Genomic DNA, 17,246 nt, shown 5'->3' with positions numbered 1-17,246 from the left:
TTTCGGGATTGACTGCAATCAGCGCTTGATTGCCCAAGCCGGTTTGCGCTTGTCGAAAAACGCGGAAATGCCCTCTTGGGCTTCCGGTGTTTCCCAGGTGTCGGCCAGCCGCCTGATCGTGTCGTCAATGACAGCCGGAGTAATCGGTGTACCTAGGCTGCGTGCCAGCGCTTTTGATGCGGCAACTGCGGCAGGGGCTGCAGTCAGATAAGGCTTGATTTCGGCTTCGATGGCCGCGTCCAGTTCTTTTTCCGGGACAACGCTTGCTGCCAGATCAAGCGCCTTGGCTTCGCCTGCATCGAAAATCCGGGCCGACATGAACACGCGCCGGGCCTTGCCCTCTCCCATCCGTGCCAGGACATAGGGGCTGATCGTCGCCGGTATGAGCCCGAGCCGGACTTCGGTCAGGCCGAACCTTGCACCTTCGACGGCAATGGCCGTGTCGCAGATGCTCATCATCCCGATACCGCCGCCGAAAGCCTGCCCCTGTATGCGCCCGATCAGCGGCTTGGGGAGTTCGTTCAAGGCATGGAGCATCATTGCAAGTTTGCGGGCTTCGTGCATCCGGGTGTCCCGGTCCGCCTCGAATTGCCGCCGCATCCAGCCAAGATCCCCTCCGGCACAGAAGCTTGATCCGGCCCCGGTCAGAACCACAACCCGAACCGCTTCGTCCTGAGCGAGATTTGCAGCTGCTTCGCTCAATTCGTCGATCATGAGACCGGAAAGGGAATTGTGCTTTTCCGGGCGGTTTAGCGTCAGCGTCGCAACACCGCGTGCATCGGTGTCTACAAGCAGGGTTTCATAGCTCATGCATCGACGCTCCTGAGTGAACGGGCAAATTCAGACACGTCCGAAAGGGCATCTAGATCGATGCCGGTTTCAATTCCGCGCTCATGCAGCAGTTTGACAACCGATTCGGTTGCGACATTGCCTTTTGCGCCCGGCGCATAGGGACAACCGCCGAGGCCGCCGATCGCTGCATCGAAGGTTCTTACACCCTTGTCCAGGCTGACGAGGATGTTGTCGAGTGCCCGGCCCTTTGTGTCGTGAAAATGCCCGGCCAGATATCGCGCCGGGACGTGTTCCAGCACAGCGTCGAGCATCAGGCCGATTGTGTCCGGTGTGCCCGCGCCGATCGTGTCCCCCAACGAAATTTCATAGCAGCCGAGATCAAACAGGGTCCTGGCGACCTTTGCGACCATCTCCGGCGGTGTCGGGCCGTCATAGGGGCAGTCGGTCACGCAGGAGACATAACCACGGACCGGAATTTCGTCATGGTGCGCCTTTTCGATCAGCGGCTTGAACCGCTCGATACTCTCGGCGATCGAGCAATTGATGTTCTTCTTCGAAAATCCCTCCGAGGCCGATCCGAAAATCGCGACTTCGTCGGCGGAGACCCGGCGGGCCGCAGTGTAGCCCTTAACATTTGGCGTCAGCACGGCATAGGAAATCGCCGGATGCCGGAAAATCCCGTCCATGACCTCCTGTGCGTCGGCCATCTGCGGAACCCATTTCGGGCTGACGAAACTGGTAACCTCGATCTTGCGGAATCCGCAGCTGGACAGGCGGTCGACCAAATCGATTTTCTGATCTGTCGGGACAAAGACCTGTTCGTTTTGAAGGCCGTCGCGCGGGCCCATTTCGAAGAGGGTCACAAACTCTGACATATCAAAGGTCTTTCAGTTCTTCCGATGCCCGGACCCGCAGGTCCTTGCGGATCACCTTGCCGGTCGTGGTCATGGGCAAGGCATCCACGAACGAGATTTCGCGGGGGTATTCATGTGCGGCGAGACGGGTCTTGACGAATTCGGCAATCTCAAGCGCGAGCGTGTCGCTTGGGTCATGGCCGTCTTTCAGGACGATGTAGGCTTTCACGATTTCGGTTCGTGTCGGGCAGGGTTTGCCGACGACGCCAGCCATGGCAACCGCGTTATGCTTGAGCAGACAGTCTTCGATTTCGCCCGGCCCGATCCGGTAACCGGAAGAGGTGATGACATCGTCGTCCCGGCCGACAAAACGGATCCAGCCATCATCGTCACAAACCCCCTGGTCGCCGGTCAGCAGCCAGTCACCGGCGAATTTTCGTCTGGTCGCCGAGTCATTGTTCCAGTAGCCGAGGAACATGACCGGAGAGGGGGCCTTGACCGCAATATTGCCCTGTTCGCCGGAGGGCAGAACATCGCCCGTTTCACTGACGACACTGACCGTGTGCCCTGGTACGGGGCGCCCCATGATGCCGGGCCTTGCTTCCATCAGTTTCGCAGAACTGGAGACGATCATGTTGCATTCGGTCTGGCCGTAGAACTCGTTGATGGTCAGGCCGAAGATGCGGCGTCCCCATTCGATCAGCTCGGCACCGAGCATTTCGCCGCCGGAGGCGACCGACCGCAGGTCAAGGGACCAGTTCTTTTCAGGTGCTTCCACCTGACGCATCATCTTCAAGGCTGTCGGTGGCAAAAACGCGTTTCGGATGCCATGGTCCTGCATCAGCTGGAAGGCGGCGTCTGCGGTAAACTTGCGGAACCGGCAGGCCACCACCGGAACGCCAAGGTAAAGCGCTGGCATCAGCACATCGAGCAGGCCGCCGATCCAGGCCCAGTCGGCCGGGGTCCAGATCCGGTCCCCCGGCTGTCCGAGAAAATCGTGGCTCATCTGGACGCCGGGCAAATGTCCCGGGAGAACGCGATGACCATGCAGAGCTCCCTTGGGCTGTCCGGTGGTGCCCGAGGTGTAGATGATCAGGGCCGGGTCGTCGGGTCGTGTCTCGAACGGACGGAATGTGGCTTCGTGCCCGTGTATATGGGCATGAAGGTCTTCGGCTCCGGGGCTGTCGCCATCCACCGACAAAACGGTGGTCAGGTGCGGGAGGTTTTCACGAATGCGGCTGATCTTGTCTGCCCCCACCGCGTCGGTGATGACAGCCCGTGCGCCGCTGTTTGTGAGCCGGTAGGCAAGCGCCTCTTCGCCAAACAGTGTGAAAAGCGGAATGGTGATGGCGCCCAACTTCAGGGCGGCAATATGGGCAATTGCAGTCTCGGGCCGCTGTGGAAGCAGAACACCGATCCGGTCGCCTGCGTGAACGCCACGGTCGCGCAGCAGGTTGGCGAGCTGGTTGGAAAGCCGGGACAGCTCGCCATAACTGAAGCGTGTGACGGTGCCGTCCTCATTCACATAGACGAGCGCTTCCCGATCCGGCTCTCTTGCAGCCCAGGCATCACTGATTGCGGTGCCAATGTTGAATCGATCCGGAATGGTCCACTTGAAGGCGCGGACAAGTTCGTCGTAGCCGGGAGCATCAGGCAGCAGCATCGGTCTCCTCCTCAAGTGTCAGCAAAATGGTGCCGTCGGTGACCTGTTCGCCTGCGGCAACACGGATTTCGGCGACGACACCATCGCGCGGGGCCTTCAGCGTGTGTTCCATTTTCATCGCTTCCAGCACGATCAGGGGCTGGTCTTTCGAAACGGCTCCCCCGGTGCTTGCGGTCATCACCTTCACAAGCCCGGGCATCGGGGCGATCAACTGGTCGCCTGCACCTGCTGCTTCGTCATCGGCGCTGAGATGATCCGGCAAGCTGACCTCGTAGGCGTGACCGTTGATGAACACCGTGAGGCCTGAACTTGATTGAATGACAGCGGCTGTGGCGCGGTGGCTATCGCGTTCAAAGGTTATTGTCGTGCCGTCCGTCGAGATGATCCGGAATTGGGCGGGTCCGGCCGCAAAATGGACAATGAAGGTTTGGTTGCCAAGCGCCTGCACCTCGATGTCCTGCCGGTCGCCGGCGATCTCCAGAAGGGCAAACTGGCGGGATGCGCTCCAGATCCGCCAACCGGCAAGAGTGTCGAAGGGATCAGTGCCAGCCGGTGGCCTCGTCAATCCGAGCGCGGTAATGGCTGCCAGCGCAAGACCGTTTTCAGGAAGGGGCGGCGCAGCAATCAGCTGATCCAGATCCCGGCCGATCAAACCGGTATCGACATCGCCTCTTGCGAAACCTTCATGGTGGCACAGGGCAGCGAGGAACCCGGCATTGGTGACGCAACCCGCGACCTGTGTTTCTTCAAGGCTTGCAAGCAATTTGCCGAGCGCCGCTTCGCGCGACGTGCCGTGAACGATGATCTTGGCGATCATCGGATCGTAAAACGGTGAAATGGCGTCTCCCGACCGCACGCCGCTGTCCACCCGGGCCGTCAATTCGGGAAGCTTCAGATGCTGAAGCGTGCCGATTGCAGGTAGAAACCCTTTCGGGACATCCTCAGCATAGAGGCGGGCTTCAAACGCCCAGCCATTGATCGAGAGTTGGTCCTGTGTTTTGGGGAGAGACTGTCCGGCTGCCACTTGCAATTGCCATTCGACGAGATCCTCGCCGGTGATCATTTCGGTGACCGGATGCTCCACCTGCAGGCGGGTGTTCATTTCCATGAAATAGAATCGATCGGCCCTGAGCCCTTCCGAAACGTCGGCGATGAACTCGATTGTTCCGGCCCCCGCATAGTCGATTGCCCTTGCCGCCTTGACAGCGGCCTCGCCCATGGCTTCGCGCATCTCCAGCGGCATGCCGGGAGCAGGGGCTTCCTCAATGACTTTCTGATGGCGGCGCTGAAGCGAACAGTCGCGCTCAAACAAATGGACCGCATTGCCCTGGGTGTCGCCAAAGACCTGAATTTCGATATGGCGGGGTTTGACCAGATATTTTTCGATCAGAACACGGCCATCACCGAAACTGGCTTCGCCTTCGCGTTGGGCTCCCTGAAGGGCTTCCAGAAAATCCTCGGGCTGATCGACCCGGCGCATGCCCTTGCCGCCGCCTCCGGCCCGGGCCTTGATCAGGACCGGATAGCCGATGCTGCCAGCTTGTTCTTTCAGGAAAGCCGGGTCCTGATTGTTGCAATGGTAGCCCGGAACGATGGGAACACCAGCTTTTTCCATCAGCGCCTTGGCAGCGTCCTTAAGGCCCATCGCCCGGATCGATTTGGCGCTCGGGCCGATAAATGTAATCCCCGCCGCTTCGAGGGCGTCGACGAAATCCGGGTTTTCGGACAGGAAACCATAGCCCGGATGCACGGCCTCCGCACCGCACTGCCTGCACGCTTCGATGATCCTTTCTGTTCGAAGATAGCTGTCTGCAACCGGTGACGGTCCGATCCGGAAGGCCTCATCGGCCATCGCCACATGTTGCGCATTGCTATCCGCGTCGGAATAGACCGCGACTGTGCGGATGCCGAGACGTCTTGCAGTTGTCATGACCCGGCAGGCGATTTCCCCCCGGTTGGCGATGAGGATCTTCTTGAACATGAGGCCTAATCCTGTTGCTGACAGTCTTCGACGAGTTGGAAGCGTTCACAAACCAGTTTCATTTCCGGATCGAAGCCGCCGTTTCGTTCAAAAAATGCCTGATGGTCCCGGCGCCACCCGGCCAGATCTGCGTTTTCACCTTCCGCCAGCGCGAAGTCCTCCGCGACATCGCAGAAACGGGCGATGGTGACGTGAACGGTCTCGATCACGAGTGCGGGTGTGCCGTCCCAGTTCAGGGAGATATCCTTGCGCCCGGCGACAGGCATGGGCTCGCCGTCAGCCTCGAAATCCCGCAAGGCTCCGCAGGTGGCGGTTTTCTTTCCCTGGCGCACAAGGGTGATCAGGCGCTGGCACAGCGCTTCACTGTCTCCGAACGTGAAGCATTCCGCTTCCGGATATCTTTGTTTGACAGCTTCCAGTTTTAGCTGCGAAGCATCACGGGAAACGGAAGTTTGGGCGGTATTTGGTGATGCGGACATCAGGTTCCCTGCCTCCCGAGCGACGTGGCGAGATGGGTTTCACTGGCCTTGTCGAATGCGATGAGGCTTACCTTTTCGATTGTATCGAGATCTTCAAGAACGCGCCGAAGTGTGGCGACAGCGATATTGGCTGCCAGATCGGCCGGGTACCCGTAAACCCCGGTTGAAATGGCGGGAAAGGCGAAACTCCGGCAGCCATGGGCGTTGCCGAGCCGCAGGGAGCGCTCGTAGCAACTGGCCAGCAAGTCCGGTTCTCCTTCGGTTCCTCCCTGCCAGACCGGTCCGACCGTGTGAATGACGTGGCGGGCTGGAAGGCGGTAGCCTTTCGTGATCTTCGCGCCGCCGGTTTCACACCCATTCAGCAAACGGCATTCCGCAAGAAGCTCGGGTCCGGCTGCGCGATGGATCGCACCGTCCACACCACCACCACCCAGCAAGGAGGTGTTCGCGGCATTGACGATGGCGTCAACTGCGCATGACGTGATATCGCCAACCAGAACCTCAAGCTTCGGCATTACTGAAGGTCCTCAATCACCCGGAACCGTTCGCAGACGAGCTTCATTTCCTCGTCAAATCCGCCTGTGCGCTCGAAATAGGCCTTGTGGTCGCGGCGCCACTCGGCCATGTCTCCGGCCCCTTCTGCAAGCGCAAAATCCGGCCCCATGTCGCAGTAATTGGTAATCGCGACGCTCAGGGTCTCGATCACCAGTGCCGGGGTGCCGTCCCAGTTGAGCACGATATCCCTGCGGCCGGGGGAGGGCATGTCGCCATTGTCTTCGTCATAGTCACGCAAGGCACCGCATGTGGCGGTTTTCCTGCCGGACCGTGCTTGCTCGATCAGATGCGCGTTTGTCTCCGGGGTGTCCCCGAATTTGTAAGCCTGTGCGCCGGGGTATTTTCGCGAGAGTTCATCCAAGGTCATGGGCTACATCCTGAACAGGCCAAAACGGGTTTCCTCAATCGGGGCATTCAGCGCCGCTGAGAGCGAGAGCCCCAGAATATCACGGGTTTTGCGCGGGTCGACGATGCCGTCGTCCCACAGCCGTGCAGATGCATAAAGCGGATGCCCCTGTTCCTCGAACTGATCGATGATGGGTTGCTTGAATGCGGCTTCGTCCTCCCCGGACCAGCTGCCCCCTTTTCGTTCGATACCGTCGCGGCGGACGGTCGCTAGAACACCGGCGGCCTGTTCGCCGCCCATGACAGAGATCCGGGAGTTCGGCCAGGTCCAGAGAAACCGAGGGGAATAGGCCCGGCCACACATGCCGTAGTTTCCTGCTCCGAATGAACCGCCGACCAGCATGGTGATCTTGGGAACGGAGGTCGTGGCGACCGCTGTGACCAGCTTGGCGCCATCCTTGGCGATCCCGCCGCTCTCATATTTCTGACCGACCATGAAGCCGGTGATGTTTTGCAGGAAGACCAAAGGTACCTTGCGCTGCGAGCAGAGTTCGACGAAATGCGCGCCCTTGACCGCACTTTCCGAAAACAGGACGCCGTTGTTGGCAATGATGCCTACGGGCATCCCGTGGATGTGGGCAAACCCGCAAACCAGTGTGGTGCTGTAGCGGGCCTTGAACTCGTCAAAACGGGATCCGTCGACAACCCGGGCAATGACTTCGCGGATGTCATAGGGGGTCTTCAGGTCGGCCGGGACCACGCCAAGGATCTCGTCCGGATCATAAAGTGGCGCTTCCGGTGTTTGTAACGCGAGCTGGGGCTGCTTGGTTCTGTTGAGGTTTGCAATTGCCCGGCGGGCGAGCGCGAGGGCGTGAGCATCGTCGCGGGCCAGATGATCGGCGACACCCGACAATCTGGTGTGGACATCGCCTCCGCCCAGATCCTCGGCGGTCACTTCTTCGCCTGTGGCAGCTTTGACGAGGGGCGGTCCTGCGAGGAAGATCGTGCCCTGGTTCTTGACGATGATGGTCTCGTCCGACATGGCCGGAACATAGGCGCCGCCCGCCGTACAAGAGCCCATCACCACGGCGATTTGGGCAATGCCTTTCGCCGACATGTTGGCCTGATTGTAAAAGATCCGCCCGAAATGGTCCCGGTCGGGAAACACCTCGTCCTGGTTGGGCAGGTTCGCTCCACCGCTGTCCACCAGATAGATGCAGGGCAGGTGGTTCTCTTCGGCGATCTCTTGCGCCCGAAGGTGCTTTTTGACCGAAAGGGGATAATAGGTGCCGCCCTTCACTGTTGCGTCATTGGCGAGGATCATGACGTCCTGACCCTCAACCCGGCCAATTCCGGCAATCATCCCTGCGGAAGGGGCTGCTCCCTCATAAAGTCCATGTGCTGCGAGCATGCCGACTTCCAGAAACGGGGAACCGGGATCCAGCAGGCGCGAGACCCGTTCGCGCGGAAGGATCTTTCCTCTGGAGAGGTGCCGCTCCCGGGCAGTTTGCCCGCCGCCATCAAGCGCAGTTTGTGCTGCGGTCTTGACAGCGTTCATGGCCTGCTCGTGGGCGGCGGCATTGGACGCAAAATCCTGGCTGCGCGGCGAGAGATTTGACTTCAGGACGCTCATGTCATGCCTTCCCCGAATGATCTTGATTGGGTGTTTGCGCCACGAGCTTGCGCACCATGTCGATGTAGAGGCGCTCGATATCTTCACGGCTGAGGGAGCCGTCTTCACGGAACCAGGACGGGATCGCTGTCAGCATCGCGATGATGGCCCGGGTCGCAACCTTGGCGTCAGAGACTGCGTAGCGGCCGGTGTCGGTGCCGTGCTCCAGAATGCGGTTCAGGACGGCTTCATATTTGCGCCGGTCGGTCGCGACCTCGGAAAAGTTATGAGGTTCGAGATTGCGCAGTTCCATGTAGGAGATGAAAATCTCGTCAGTCCGGTCCATGTGGTAGCGGATGTGAAATCGCACGAAGGCTTCCAGAAGGTCCGTTCCGGGTGATGCGCGGGCGGCTTCCTGATCCCAGGCGTCAAGCAGTGCAGCCATATGCGACTGCATCAGATCCTTCAAAATGTCCTGTTTCGTCGGAAAATGATTGTAAAGGGCTCCCGGCCGAACGCCGACCTGCTCCGCGATCTGGCGCATCGACACCGCCGCATAACCATGTTTCGCAAACAGGTGCAGAGCGGCATCGCGCACCCTCTGCGCGGTTTTACCTCCCTTCGACAAGGGGGCTTGGTCGGTCTGTGCAAGGGCCATGGCAAAACTCCTGTCCGGAAAAATAAATGAACGACCATTCATTTACAACCGGAATTTGCCTGCAAACTGCGCAAAACGTTTCGGAACAACCGGGACTATTGAGAATTGTCAAATTCCCTACATGCTAAGGTCTTTCACATTAGGCGAAATTGGACCGATTTTTAAAAAGGGCGAGGGAATGAAAGAAGACCGGAGCGCGAGGACGTGGGTTGAGGCCGAATGGGCGGACAGTCTCGATGAAGAACTCGAGATGGAAATCGATGACAATCTGATTGCCAAGGATCTCGCCTTCATCTCTGAAAAGCGGCACAAGTCCGAGATCGACCGGCACGTCTATTTTCACGAGCTGCTCCGGCTTCAGGCCGAGTTGGTCAAACTGCAGGACTGGGTGCAGCATACGGGCGAAAAGATTGTTGTCATCTTCGAGGGCCGGGATGCCGCGGGCAAGGGCGGCGTGATCAAGCGGATCACTCAAAGGCTCAACCCGAGAGTTTGCAAGGTCGTGGCGCTGTCTGCCCCGACCGAGCGGGAAAAGACTCAATGGTATTTTCAGCGCTATGTCCCGCATCTGCCTGGTGCTGGCGAGATGGTTCTGTTTGATCGCTCCTGGTACAACCGCTCGGGCGTCGAACGGGTCATGGGCTTTGCCAATGAGGAGCAGGTCGAGCAGTTTTTCAATGATGTTCCGGAATTCGAGCGCATGCTTGTGCGCTCCGGCATCCGGTTGATCAAATACTGGTTCTCGATCACCGACGAGGAACAGCAGCTGCGCTTCCTGATGCGGATCCACGATCCGCTCAAGCAGTGGAAACTCTCGCCGATGGATCTGGAATCACGGGTGCGCTGGGAAGACTATACCAAGGCCAAGGAAGAGACGTTCGAGCGAACCAATATCCCGGAAGCGCCCTGGTTCATTGTCGAAGGCAATGACAAGAAACAGGCACGGCTGAATTGCATCAGCCATCTTCTGTCTATGATGCCCTATCACGAAATCCCGCACGACCCGATCTCGCTGCCTGATCGTGTGTTCAATCCGGACTACGAGCGCAAGGTCTTGCCGGAACACCTCTATGTTCCCCACAAGTACTAAACTGCTGAAGCGCCTTGTCTGAGTTCTCGTGACCTGCGATGACACATCCCGGCGTGTTTGATGTCCGGGATGTATCGGAGAGAATGATGATCAAGGAAAAAACCGTTCGCTGGGGAATTCTGTCGACGGCCAAGATTGGCCGGACAAAGGTCATTCCGGGGATGCAGGGTTCGAGAACCGGACAAGCTGTGGCCATCGCATCCCGACATCAGGACAGTGCCCGGCGGGCTGCCGAGGAATTGGGGCTCGAGAAGGCTTTTGGCAGCTATGAGGAGCTGCTGGCCGACCCGGACATCGACGCGGTCTACAACCCATTGCCCAACCACATGCATGTGCCGATGACGATCGAGGCTGTGCGGGCCGGCAAGCATGTGTTGTGCGAAAAGCCTATTGCCCTGTCGGCAGAAGAAGCCCGACAGCTTCTCGATTTGCCAAAAGACAAGCTGGTGGCCGAAGGCTTCATGGTGCGGGCGCATCCGCAATGGATGCGCGCACGCGAGATCGTCCGGTCGGGCGAACTTGGCGATTTGCGCGTCATTCAGGGCTTTTTCAGCTATTTCAATGCCGATCCGGGCAATATCCGCAATCAACCGGATATCGGCGGTGGCGGTTTGATGGATATCGGGTGCTATCCGATGCTGGCCGGGCGGTACTTTTTTGAGGCCGAGCCCGAGCGTGTTCTGTCGCTGATCGACCTGGATCCCGAGTTTGGTACGGACCGCCTGGCAAGTGCTCTGCTTGATTTTGGAGGTGGGCGCCGGTTGGACTTCACGGTCTCCACCCAGCTGGTGCCTTATCAAAGGCTCCATCTTCTGGGCACAAAGAAGCGGCTGGAGATCGTTATTCCCTTCAACGCGCCTCAAGGGGAAGCCACTTCTCTTGGTCTTGATGATGGCTCTGCACTGGGCGATGCATCCATGCGTCCGGAGATCATCCCGCCGAGTAACCAGTATGCCGAGATGGTAGACGTCTTTGGACGGGCGGTGCTTGGAAGCGAACCGTTGCCCTACGGCATTGAAGATGCGGTTCAGAACATGAAAGTCATGGATGCCTTGTTCCAGTCGGAAAAGGCGGATGGATGGGTTTCTATCGACTGACTATGAACTTGCAAAGTGCCGGTCAACCGGATGGCTGTGCCGATCGGCTTGCCGCCGGATAATAAAAAACCCCGCTTTCGCGGGGTTTCATGAAACAGGTTTGCTGAAGGGAACTTACTTCAGAGGTGCAAGCACCATCACCATCTGGCGGCCTTCCAGTTTCGGATGGGATTCCACCTTGGCAATTTCGGAAGTCTCATCACGAACCTTGTGCAAAAGCTTCATGCCGAGATCCTGGTGCGCCATTTCGCGGCCGCGGAACCGGAGCGTGACCTTGACCTTGTCGCCGTCATTGAAGAAGCGCAGCATGTTCTTCATCTTCACCTCATAATCATGGGTGTCGATGTTCGGCCGCATCTTGATCTCTTTGATCTCGACAGTCTTCTGCTTCTTGCGGGCCTCGGCTGCTTTCTTCTGCGCCTGATACTTGTAGCGTCCGTAGTCCAGGATCTTGCAAACCGGCGGCTGGGCGTTCGGCTGTATCTCGACGAGATCCAGACCGGCTCCCATGGCGATGTCTAGGGCCTCATCGGTAGGCACGATGCCCCTGTTGGCGCCTTCGTGGTCAATCAACTGGACTTCGCGAACGCGAATTTCTTGGTTGGTGCGCGGACCTTCCTTGGTCGGAGGCGGGGCGCGGAACGGACGGCGAATGGTCGCAATCTCCTCTGGTGTTTCAGATATCGGCTTGGGCCACACGGCGTTCTATACAACAATCCCCGCACGCGAACGTCGGGGAACCGTGTTGCATATCGCCAAGTCGGCTGGCCCTAAAAATCCCGTGAAAATGCGGGAAAGTCAATAGGATTTACGTTATTGACGCTTTTGTAAGCGCCAACCACTCTGACTATATGGGGTAAGGCGGTCCCCAATTAAAGCCGCATTGATGGAACAAAACGAGCCATGGACAACAAACCCGCCCTTAATCCGGAGCCTTCCTTTAGCGGCGCACGGTTTTTTGCGCAGTTGCTTCTGGACTGTCTGGCGTTTGTATGCGCGGCGATTGCTGCGAGCCTGTTTCTCGCCTGGGGTTTCTTCCAGCCACAATCTGCCGGTCAGGGCACAATGGCTGTGGCCGCAACGTTCGGTTCGTCACTTGTGACGTCCAGCATCATTGGGTCGATTGCCTTTTTGCCCGCCTTTGTCGCGATAACACTCGCCGAAATCTTCGGTTGGCGGAGCATCCTCTATTATCTGTCAGTTGCCGGTTTGATAGGGTTTGTGGCGTGGAATTCCGATGGCGCCGCTGTCCTGACCGCTGCCCGTCCGGGCACGACCGTGGCGCTGTCCGCCGGTTTCATTGGTGGTTTCGTTTATTGGCTTATTGCCGGTCGCCGTGCAGGTTGCTGGAAAACCCGATAGATTTGCCAAGACCGGCCGGTTTTACAGCTTTTCGTCCTTCAAAGCGGTCTTTGCCGCTTCATAGTGTTCGGCACGCATGTGCGTGCGCAGCATTGCAATCACGCCCATCAGAATGGTGGCGTCGTCACCATAACCGACGCCGATTATGAAATCCGGGACCACGTCAATCGGAAGAACAAAATACGCCAGAGCGGCCAGTGTGGTGACACGAACTTTCGCCGGAGTTGCCGGGTCCAATGCACAGTAATAGCCAGCGATCACGTCTTCCATGAACGGGATCTGCCGCGCAGCTTTCCGCGCTGTCATCAGGAGTTTTTGCCGGATTGTCCGTTTCTGGGTTTCTTCCGGACCCAGATATTCGGGGTCAAATCCGAGATCTTCGAATGTGGTTTTCGTCATCCAGACACCTGCTTTACCTACGCCGTGATTATGTGGTGTGAAATTGGGCAAGGTCAAATCACCATCGTTCGGCGGTATGTGTTTCATGTAGCTATCGGTCAGGGCCGTTCGGTGGCACACTTGCGAAGAGCGCCTGAACGGAGCGCTTGCCAAATGGGAGGCTGTCATGAGGAAGTTATGGTGTGCCGCAACCGTGTTGCTGTTTTCGGTCCAACCGGCTGCGTTTGCTCAAAACACCCCATCACCCGACGGAGCAAAGGTCTATTTCGTCAACCTGAAGGATGGCGACACGGTCAAGAGCCCGGTTGATGTTAAAATGGGGCTATCAGGAATGGGGGTTGCGCCGGCTGGAGTTGATGACAAGCCGGACACCGGTCACCACCATATTCTGATCAACCGGACACTGACGCCTGACGATCATGATCAGCCGATCCCCGCAGATGAAAACAGTGTTCACTTCGGTGGTGGCCAGACCGAGACATCTCTTGAGTTGCCACCCGGCACTCATACATTGCAGCTGGTCCTTGGCGACTGGAGCCATGTCCCGCATGATCCGCCGGTCTATTCGGAGCCGATAACCATCATTGTTGAAGAGTAGGCAAAGAAGGGCGGCCGTTGTGCCGCCCTTCTCATTGGTCAGTTGAGGCCGCGGGTTTCCAGAACGCGCCTTGCGATCACCTGAGCCTGGATTTCCGCCGCACCTTCAAAGATGTTGAGGATCCGAGCATCACACAGAACACGTGAAATGGCATATTCAAGGGCAAACCCATTGCCGCCATGAATCTGAAGCGCATTGTCTGCCGCCGCCCAGGCAACACGGGCACCCAGAAGCTTGGCCATGCCGGCTTCCAGATCGCAACGCTGGCCAGAATCCTTTTCCCAGGCGGAGAAATAGGTGAGCTGACGGGCAATCATGACTTCGACCGTCATCAATGCGAGTTTGTCAGAGACGCGCGGGAAGTCTACCAATGGCTTGCCGAACTGGATACGTTCTTCCGCGTAGCGCAAGCCAAGATCAAGTGCGGACTGCGCAACGCCAATGGCGCGAGCGGCGGTCTGGATGCGAGCGCCTTCAAAGGTCTGCATCAATTGTTTGAAGCCGGAGCCTTCAACACCACCCAGCAGGTTTTCGTCCTTGACTTCGAAATCGTCGAAGGCGATTTCGTATTCCTTCATCCCGCGATAGCCGAGCACTTCGATCTCGCCGCCGCTCATGCCGTTGGCCGGGAACGGGTCTTCGTCTGAACCGCGCGGCTTTTCGGCGAGGAACATGGATAGGCCCTTGTAGCCGGGCTCGTCCGGGTTTGTGCGGGCAAGCAACGTCATGACGTCGGCACGGACAGGATGTGTGATCCAGGTCTTGTTGCCGGAGATTTTCCAGATGTCGCCTTCCTTGACCGCTCGGGTCTTGAGAGAGGCGAGGTCCGACCCGGTGTTGGGTTCGGTGAAAACTGCGGTCGGCAGGATTTCACCGGATGCGATTTTCGGAAGCCACTTCTGTTTCTGCTCTTCCGTTCCACCACAAAGAATAAGCTCTGCAGCGATTTCGGACCGGGTTCCAAGCGAGCCGACGCCAATATATGCGCGTGACAGCTCCTCCGAGACCACACACATGGCTTCCTTGCCAAGACCCATGCCGCCATACTCTTCCGGGATGGTGAGCCCGAACACGCCGAGCTCGGCCATCTGGGAAATGGTTTCGAGCGGGATATAGTCGTTCTTCAGATGCCACTCGTGAGCATAAGGGGTCACGTTATCTTCGGCGAACCGCCGCATCTCATTGCGGATCTGTTCCATGGTCTCGTCGAGACCCGGATTGCCAAATGTTGATTGCCCAGCCTGATGACGGATCAATTCCGCGATCCGCTGGCGGATGCCCGGGGTGTTGCCGGTTGCGATCAACTCGTCGATCTCGGCGGTTTTGGCAGCGTTGACGGCATCGGCGCTGACGTAAAGATCGCCTAGGCGCACGATCTCGTTCTGGTTCATCGCGATCCCGCCGAATATCTGGGCGAGGTACTCGGAAAACCCGAGGATGACGATGCACTCTTCCAGTTCGCCGAATGTGCCCTGTTCGGACAAGCGGTTCGCATAAGCGTCCAGCTGGCGAAGCGACTCGACATATGTTGCAAGCCAGGCAAGTCCGTGGGTGGCGCGCTGTTCGCGTTCCACGGCGGCAGAAGAGATCCGGTCGCCGCTGATCACGCGTGCCCGCACGCTTCGGGAAGCCGCATCAAGCAACCCGTCTAGGCTGGCAATCGCACTGTTGGTCAATTCCAGTAGTTGTCCTTCACGGGGTTCAACCGGCACAGCAACGGTTGGCATTCTTGTGTCTCCGTTTTTTTGTTTCGCAGAACTGCGATCTCCCGCAGCTATGTTGCGTTGCACCAGCTGCCTTGTCCATCGGTTATTTGTAGGTCTTTCGGCGGATATAGCGCTGCATTATGGAAGTGAAAGGCCACCCTTGACCTTTAACAGCTACCGGGATCACATCGCTTCATGAGTCGGCGGGGAATATTTGTTGCAACTTTTCAGGTCCTGAAGGATGCACTGGGTCATTTCGGGCGCGATGACGGATTTGCCATGGCCAGCCATGTTGCATTGTCGGCGCTTCTCGCAGTGTTTCCGCTGTTGATTTTCATTGCGGCCCTGGCCGGTTTCCTGGGTGTCGGAGAGGCTGCTGATCGTGCCTCTGATCTTGTTTTCGACACGTGGCCACAAAACATTGCCAAACCTGTTGTTGACCAGATCCATGCTGTTTTGACCGAAAGGCGGCCGGGATTGCTGACCTTTGGTGTTATTGCTGCGGTCTGGTTCGCGTCAAACGGTGTGGAAGCGCTTCGGACGGCCTTAAATCGCGCTTATCGTCAGCGGGAAATGCGCTCGATCTTTCTGTTGCGGCTTCAGTCGATTGTTTTGGTGATTGTCGGATCTCTGATCCTGATCGCCTACACGTTCCTGGTTGTTCTGGCACCGCTGGCGCTGGCGATGTTACAGCGCTATTTCCCTGCCGTTTCGGATGTGTTGGTGTCGATTGACATCATTCGTTTTGGCGTGGCCGGGTCCCTGCTGGTTTTCGGCTTGTTTGCGACCCATTGGCTGCTACCGTCCGGGCAGCGGCGGTTTCTTGATCTGCTACCTGGGGTTGCTGCAACACTTGTCCTCTGGATGATTGCGGGCGTCAGTTTTGGCGCTTACCTTGCAAGCTTCGCAAACTATGTCACGACCTATGGCGGCCTTGCCGGGGTCATGACCGCCATCGTGTTTCTTTATATTTGTTCGGCGGCCTTTATCCTTGGTGGAGAACTCAATGCGGCCCTCTTGCGCGTGCGCTCCATCCGCAAAAAGGCTCGCGCAGAGGCTGTAAAAGACGGACGATCAGGCGCGCCGGCGGATTATCAGGACTGAAAACACCACCAGAAGCATCCCGCTGATCTGAAGTGCCGAGAGGATCTCGTCGAACAGGACGTAGCTTTCAATCGCGGTGGCGACGGGCACCAGATAGAACAGAGAAGCCACTTGCGACACGGCCCCCTGCCGGATCAGGAACATGAGCAAAAGGATGGCGCCGATCGACAGCACCAGCACCAGCCATCCGAGCGCGAACAGGAATTGGCCCGACCAGATTATTTGCCAGGATTCAAATCCGGACAGGGGCAGGGTGACCAGAAGGGCGCCGACATATTGCCAGAAGGTCGCGGCGATAAGGTCGGTGCCAGGGACAAAGCGCTTTTGATAGACTGTGCCGACACTTATCGCGAGAACGGCAAGCACGGCCGCTCCGATGGTCCAGGCATTGATCCCCGACCCTGCATCCCCGGCCTTGGGTCCCAGAACCAGCAACAGGCCAATGCTTCCGAGTGCCATGCCTGCCCAGTGTTTTACGGCGATCCTCTCGCCGAGCAGCGCAGCTGCGGTCAACACGCTCAAGACCGGTTGCAGCCCGACCACGATTGCGCTCGCGCCGGCCGGCATGCCGTGTTTGATCGCCCAGAAAACACCGCCAAGATAAACTCCGTGAACGAGCACTCCGGTCACAATGCAGTGCATGACAGCCGTTGTGTTGTTCGGCCAGGGAGCCCGTGTCATGAGCGCGATGATAGCAAGGACGGGCAGTACGGCAGCGAACCGTATCGACAGGAAAACCATCGGTTCCGCAAAGGGGGCAACGAGCTTGGATCCGATAAATCCCGTGGACCAAAGCAAAACAAATATGACCGGGGCGAGACGGGGAAGAAGCGGCTTCAAGTTGTTTCCTGATTTTTGGAGGTTTGATCCAAGTCAATTGCCGGGATATCGATAAATTCGAATGTATTTGAATTATAAACTCGTCAAAATGGAGTAATTCTTTAACGAGTC

The 17,246-nt window shown here is 58.0% G+C and carries 18 protein-coding genes; 5 read left to right on the top strand and 13 right to left on the bottom strand.

The window, feature by feature from the left end:
- Positions 1 to 18 precede the first annotated feature (18 nt).
- From E1297_RS25120 to E1297_RS25080, 9 genes are read right to left on the bottom strand one after another with little or no spacing between them, the layout of a single operon-like run.
- Positions 19 to 810 carry a crotonase/enoyl-CoA hydratase family protein gene (locus E1297_RS25120; protein WP_155143236.1) on the bottom strand — a complete coding sequence of 264 codons (792 nt, stop codon included), beginning with the start codon at positions 808 to 810 and terminating at the stop codon, positions 19 to 21.
- A complete protein-coding gene (locus E1297_RS25115; RefSeq protein ID WP_155143235.1) occupies positions 807 to 1,667 on the bottom strand; it encodes a hydroxymethylglutaryl-CoA lyase in 861 nt (286 codons plus the stop codon). Before E1297_RS25115 ends, E1297_RS25120 begins: the two co-directional genes overlap by 4 nt.
- A gap of 1 nt (position 1,668) precedes the next feature.
- The gene (locus E1297_RS25110) at positions 1,669 to 3,309 is read right to left on the bottom strand and encodes an acyl-CoA synthetase (protein WP_209015980.1); all 1,641 of its coding nucleotides are present in this window, start codon (positions 3,307 to 3,309) and stop codon (positions 1,669 to 1,671) included.
- Positions 3,296 to 5,290: an acetyl/propionyl/methylcrotonyl-CoA carboxylase subunit alpha gene (locus tag E1297_RS25105; RefSeq protein WP_155143234.1), complete on the bottom strand. Its 1,995-nt coding sequence runs from the start codon at positions 5,288 to 5,290 to the stop codon at positions 3,296 to 3,298. Before E1297_RS25105 ends, E1297_RS25110 begins: the two co-directional genes overlap by 14 nt.
- Positions 5,291 to 5,295: 5 nt before the next feature.
- Positions 5,296 to 5,769, bottom strand: a complete 474-nt coding sequence (locus tag E1297_RS25100; RefSeq protein ID WP_155143233.1) for an ASCH domain-containing protein — start codon at positions 5,767 to 5,769, stop codon at positions 5,296 to 5,298.
- Positions 5,769 to 6,284: an O-acetyl-ADP-ribose deacetylase gene (locus tag E1297_RS25095; RefSeq protein ID WP_155143232.1), complete on the bottom strand. Its 516-nt coding sequence runs from the start codon at positions 6,282 to 6,284 to the stop codon at positions 5,769 to 5,771. Before E1297_RS25095 ends, E1297_RS25100 begins: the two co-directional genes overlap by 1 nt.
- On the bottom strand, positions 6,284 to 6,691 hold the full coding sequence (locus E1297_RS25090) for an ASCH domain-containing protein (protein WP_155143231.1): 408 nt from the start codon (positions 6,689 to 6,691) through the stop codon (positions 6,284 to 6,286). Before E1297_RS25090 ends, E1297_RS25095 begins: the two co-directional genes overlap by 1 nt.
- A 3-nt stretch (positions 6,692 to 6,694) precedes the next feature.
- The gene (locus E1297_RS25085) at positions 6,695 to 8,302 is read right to left on the bottom strand and encodes a carboxyl transferase domain-containing protein (protein WP_155143230.1); all 1,608 of its coding nucleotides are present in this window, start codon (positions 8,300 to 8,302) and stop codon (positions 6,695 to 6,697) included.
- Position 8,303: 1 nt separating this feature from the next.
- Entirely contained in the window at positions 8,304 to 8,939 is a 636-nt protein-coding gene (locus tag E1297_RS25080; protein ID WP_155143229.1) for a TetR/AcrR family transcriptional regulator, read from the bottom strand.
- Positions 8,940 to 9,117: 178 nt separating this feature from the next.
- On the opposite strand from E1297_RS25080, the gene ppk2 reads away from it, so the two are divergent.
- Positions 9,118 to 10,029, top strand: coding sequence for a polyphosphate kinase 2 (gene ppk2, locus E1297_RS25075; protein ID WP_155143228.1), 912 nt, complete (start codon positions 9,118 to 9,120; stop codon positions 10,027 to 10,029).
- Positions 10,030 to 10,112: 83 nt separating this feature from the next.
- Entirely contained in the window at positions 10,113 to 11,126 is a 1,014-nt protein-coding gene (locus E1297_RS25070) for a Gfo/Idh/MocA family protein (RefSeq protein ID WP_155143265.1), read from the top strand.
- Between the two features lie 114 nt (positions 11,127 to 11,240).
- On the opposite strand, the gene infC is transcribed toward E1297_RS25070, so the two are convergent.
- Positions 11,241 to 11,780 carry a translation initiation factor IF-3 gene (gene infC, locus E1297_RS25065; protein ID WP_368669674.1) on the bottom strand — a complete coding sequence of 180 codons (540 nt, stop codon included), beginning with the start codon at positions 11,778 to 11,780 and terminating at the stop codon, positions 11,241 to 11,243.
- A 249-nt stretch (positions 11,781 to 12,029) separates the two neighbouring features.
- Here infC and E1297_RS25060 point away from each other — a divergent pair, with 249 nt between their 5' ends.
- The gene (locus E1297_RS25060) at positions 12,030 to 12,488 is read left to right on the top strand and encodes a hypothetical protein (protein ID WP_209015978.1); all 459 of its coding nucleotides are present in this window, start codon (positions 12,030 to 12,032) and stop codon (positions 12,486 to 12,488) included.
- Between the two features lie 21 nt (positions 12,489 to 12,509).
- On the opposite strand, the gene E1297_RS25055 is transcribed toward E1297_RS25060, so the two are convergent.
- Positions 12,510 to 12,887 carry a YkvA family protein gene (locus E1297_RS25055; protein WP_155143263.1) on the bottom strand — a complete coding sequence of 126 codons (378 nt, stop codon included), beginning with the start codon at positions 12,885 to 12,887 and terminating at the stop codon, positions 12,510 to 12,512.
- Positions 12,888 to 13,053: 166 nt separating this feature from the next.
- Between E1297_RS25055 and E1297_RS25050 the strand changes: the two genes are divergently transcribed.
- The gene (locus tag E1297_RS25050; RefSeq protein WP_155143227.1) at positions 13,054 to 13,485 is read left to right on the top strand and encodes a DUF4399 domain-containing protein; all 432 of its coding nucleotides are present in this window, start codon (positions 13,054 to 13,056) and stop codon (positions 13,483 to 13,485) included.
- 38 nt (positions 13,486 to 13,523) lie between these two features.
- Here E1297_RS25050 and E1297_RS25045 read toward each other — a convergent pair whose 3' ends face one another.
- Positions 13,524 to 15,212: an acyl-CoA dehydrogenase family protein gene (locus tag E1297_RS25045; protein ID WP_155143226.1), complete on the bottom strand. Its 1,689-nt coding sequence runs from the start codon at positions 15,210 to 15,212 to the stop codon at positions 13,524 to 13,526.
- 174 nt (positions 15,213 to 15,386) lie between these two features.
- Between E1297_RS25045 and E1297_RS25040 the strand changes: the two genes are divergently transcribed.
- On the top strand, positions 15,387 to 16,295 hold the full coding sequence (locus E1297_RS25040) for a YihY/virulence factor BrkB family protein (protein WP_155143225.1): 909 nt from the start codon (positions 15,387 to 15,389) through the stop codon (positions 16,293 to 16,295).
- On the opposite strand, the gene E1297_RS25035 is transcribed toward E1297_RS25040, so the two are convergent.
- Positions 16,266 to 17,135, bottom strand: a complete 870-nt coding sequence (locus E1297_RS25035; RefSeq protein WP_209015977.1) for a DMT family transporter — start codon at positions 17,133 to 17,135, stop codon at positions 16,266 to 16,268. The genes E1297_RS25040 and E1297_RS25035 overlap by 30 nt on opposite strands.
- Between the last annotated feature and the right edge of the window lie 111 nt (positions 17,136 to 17,246).

This window comes from Roseibium sp. RKSG952 (assembly GCF_009711355.1).
The sequence above is the reverse complement of the archived record's forward strand: the minus strand, read 5'-3'. Positions and strand labels throughout refer to the sequence as shown.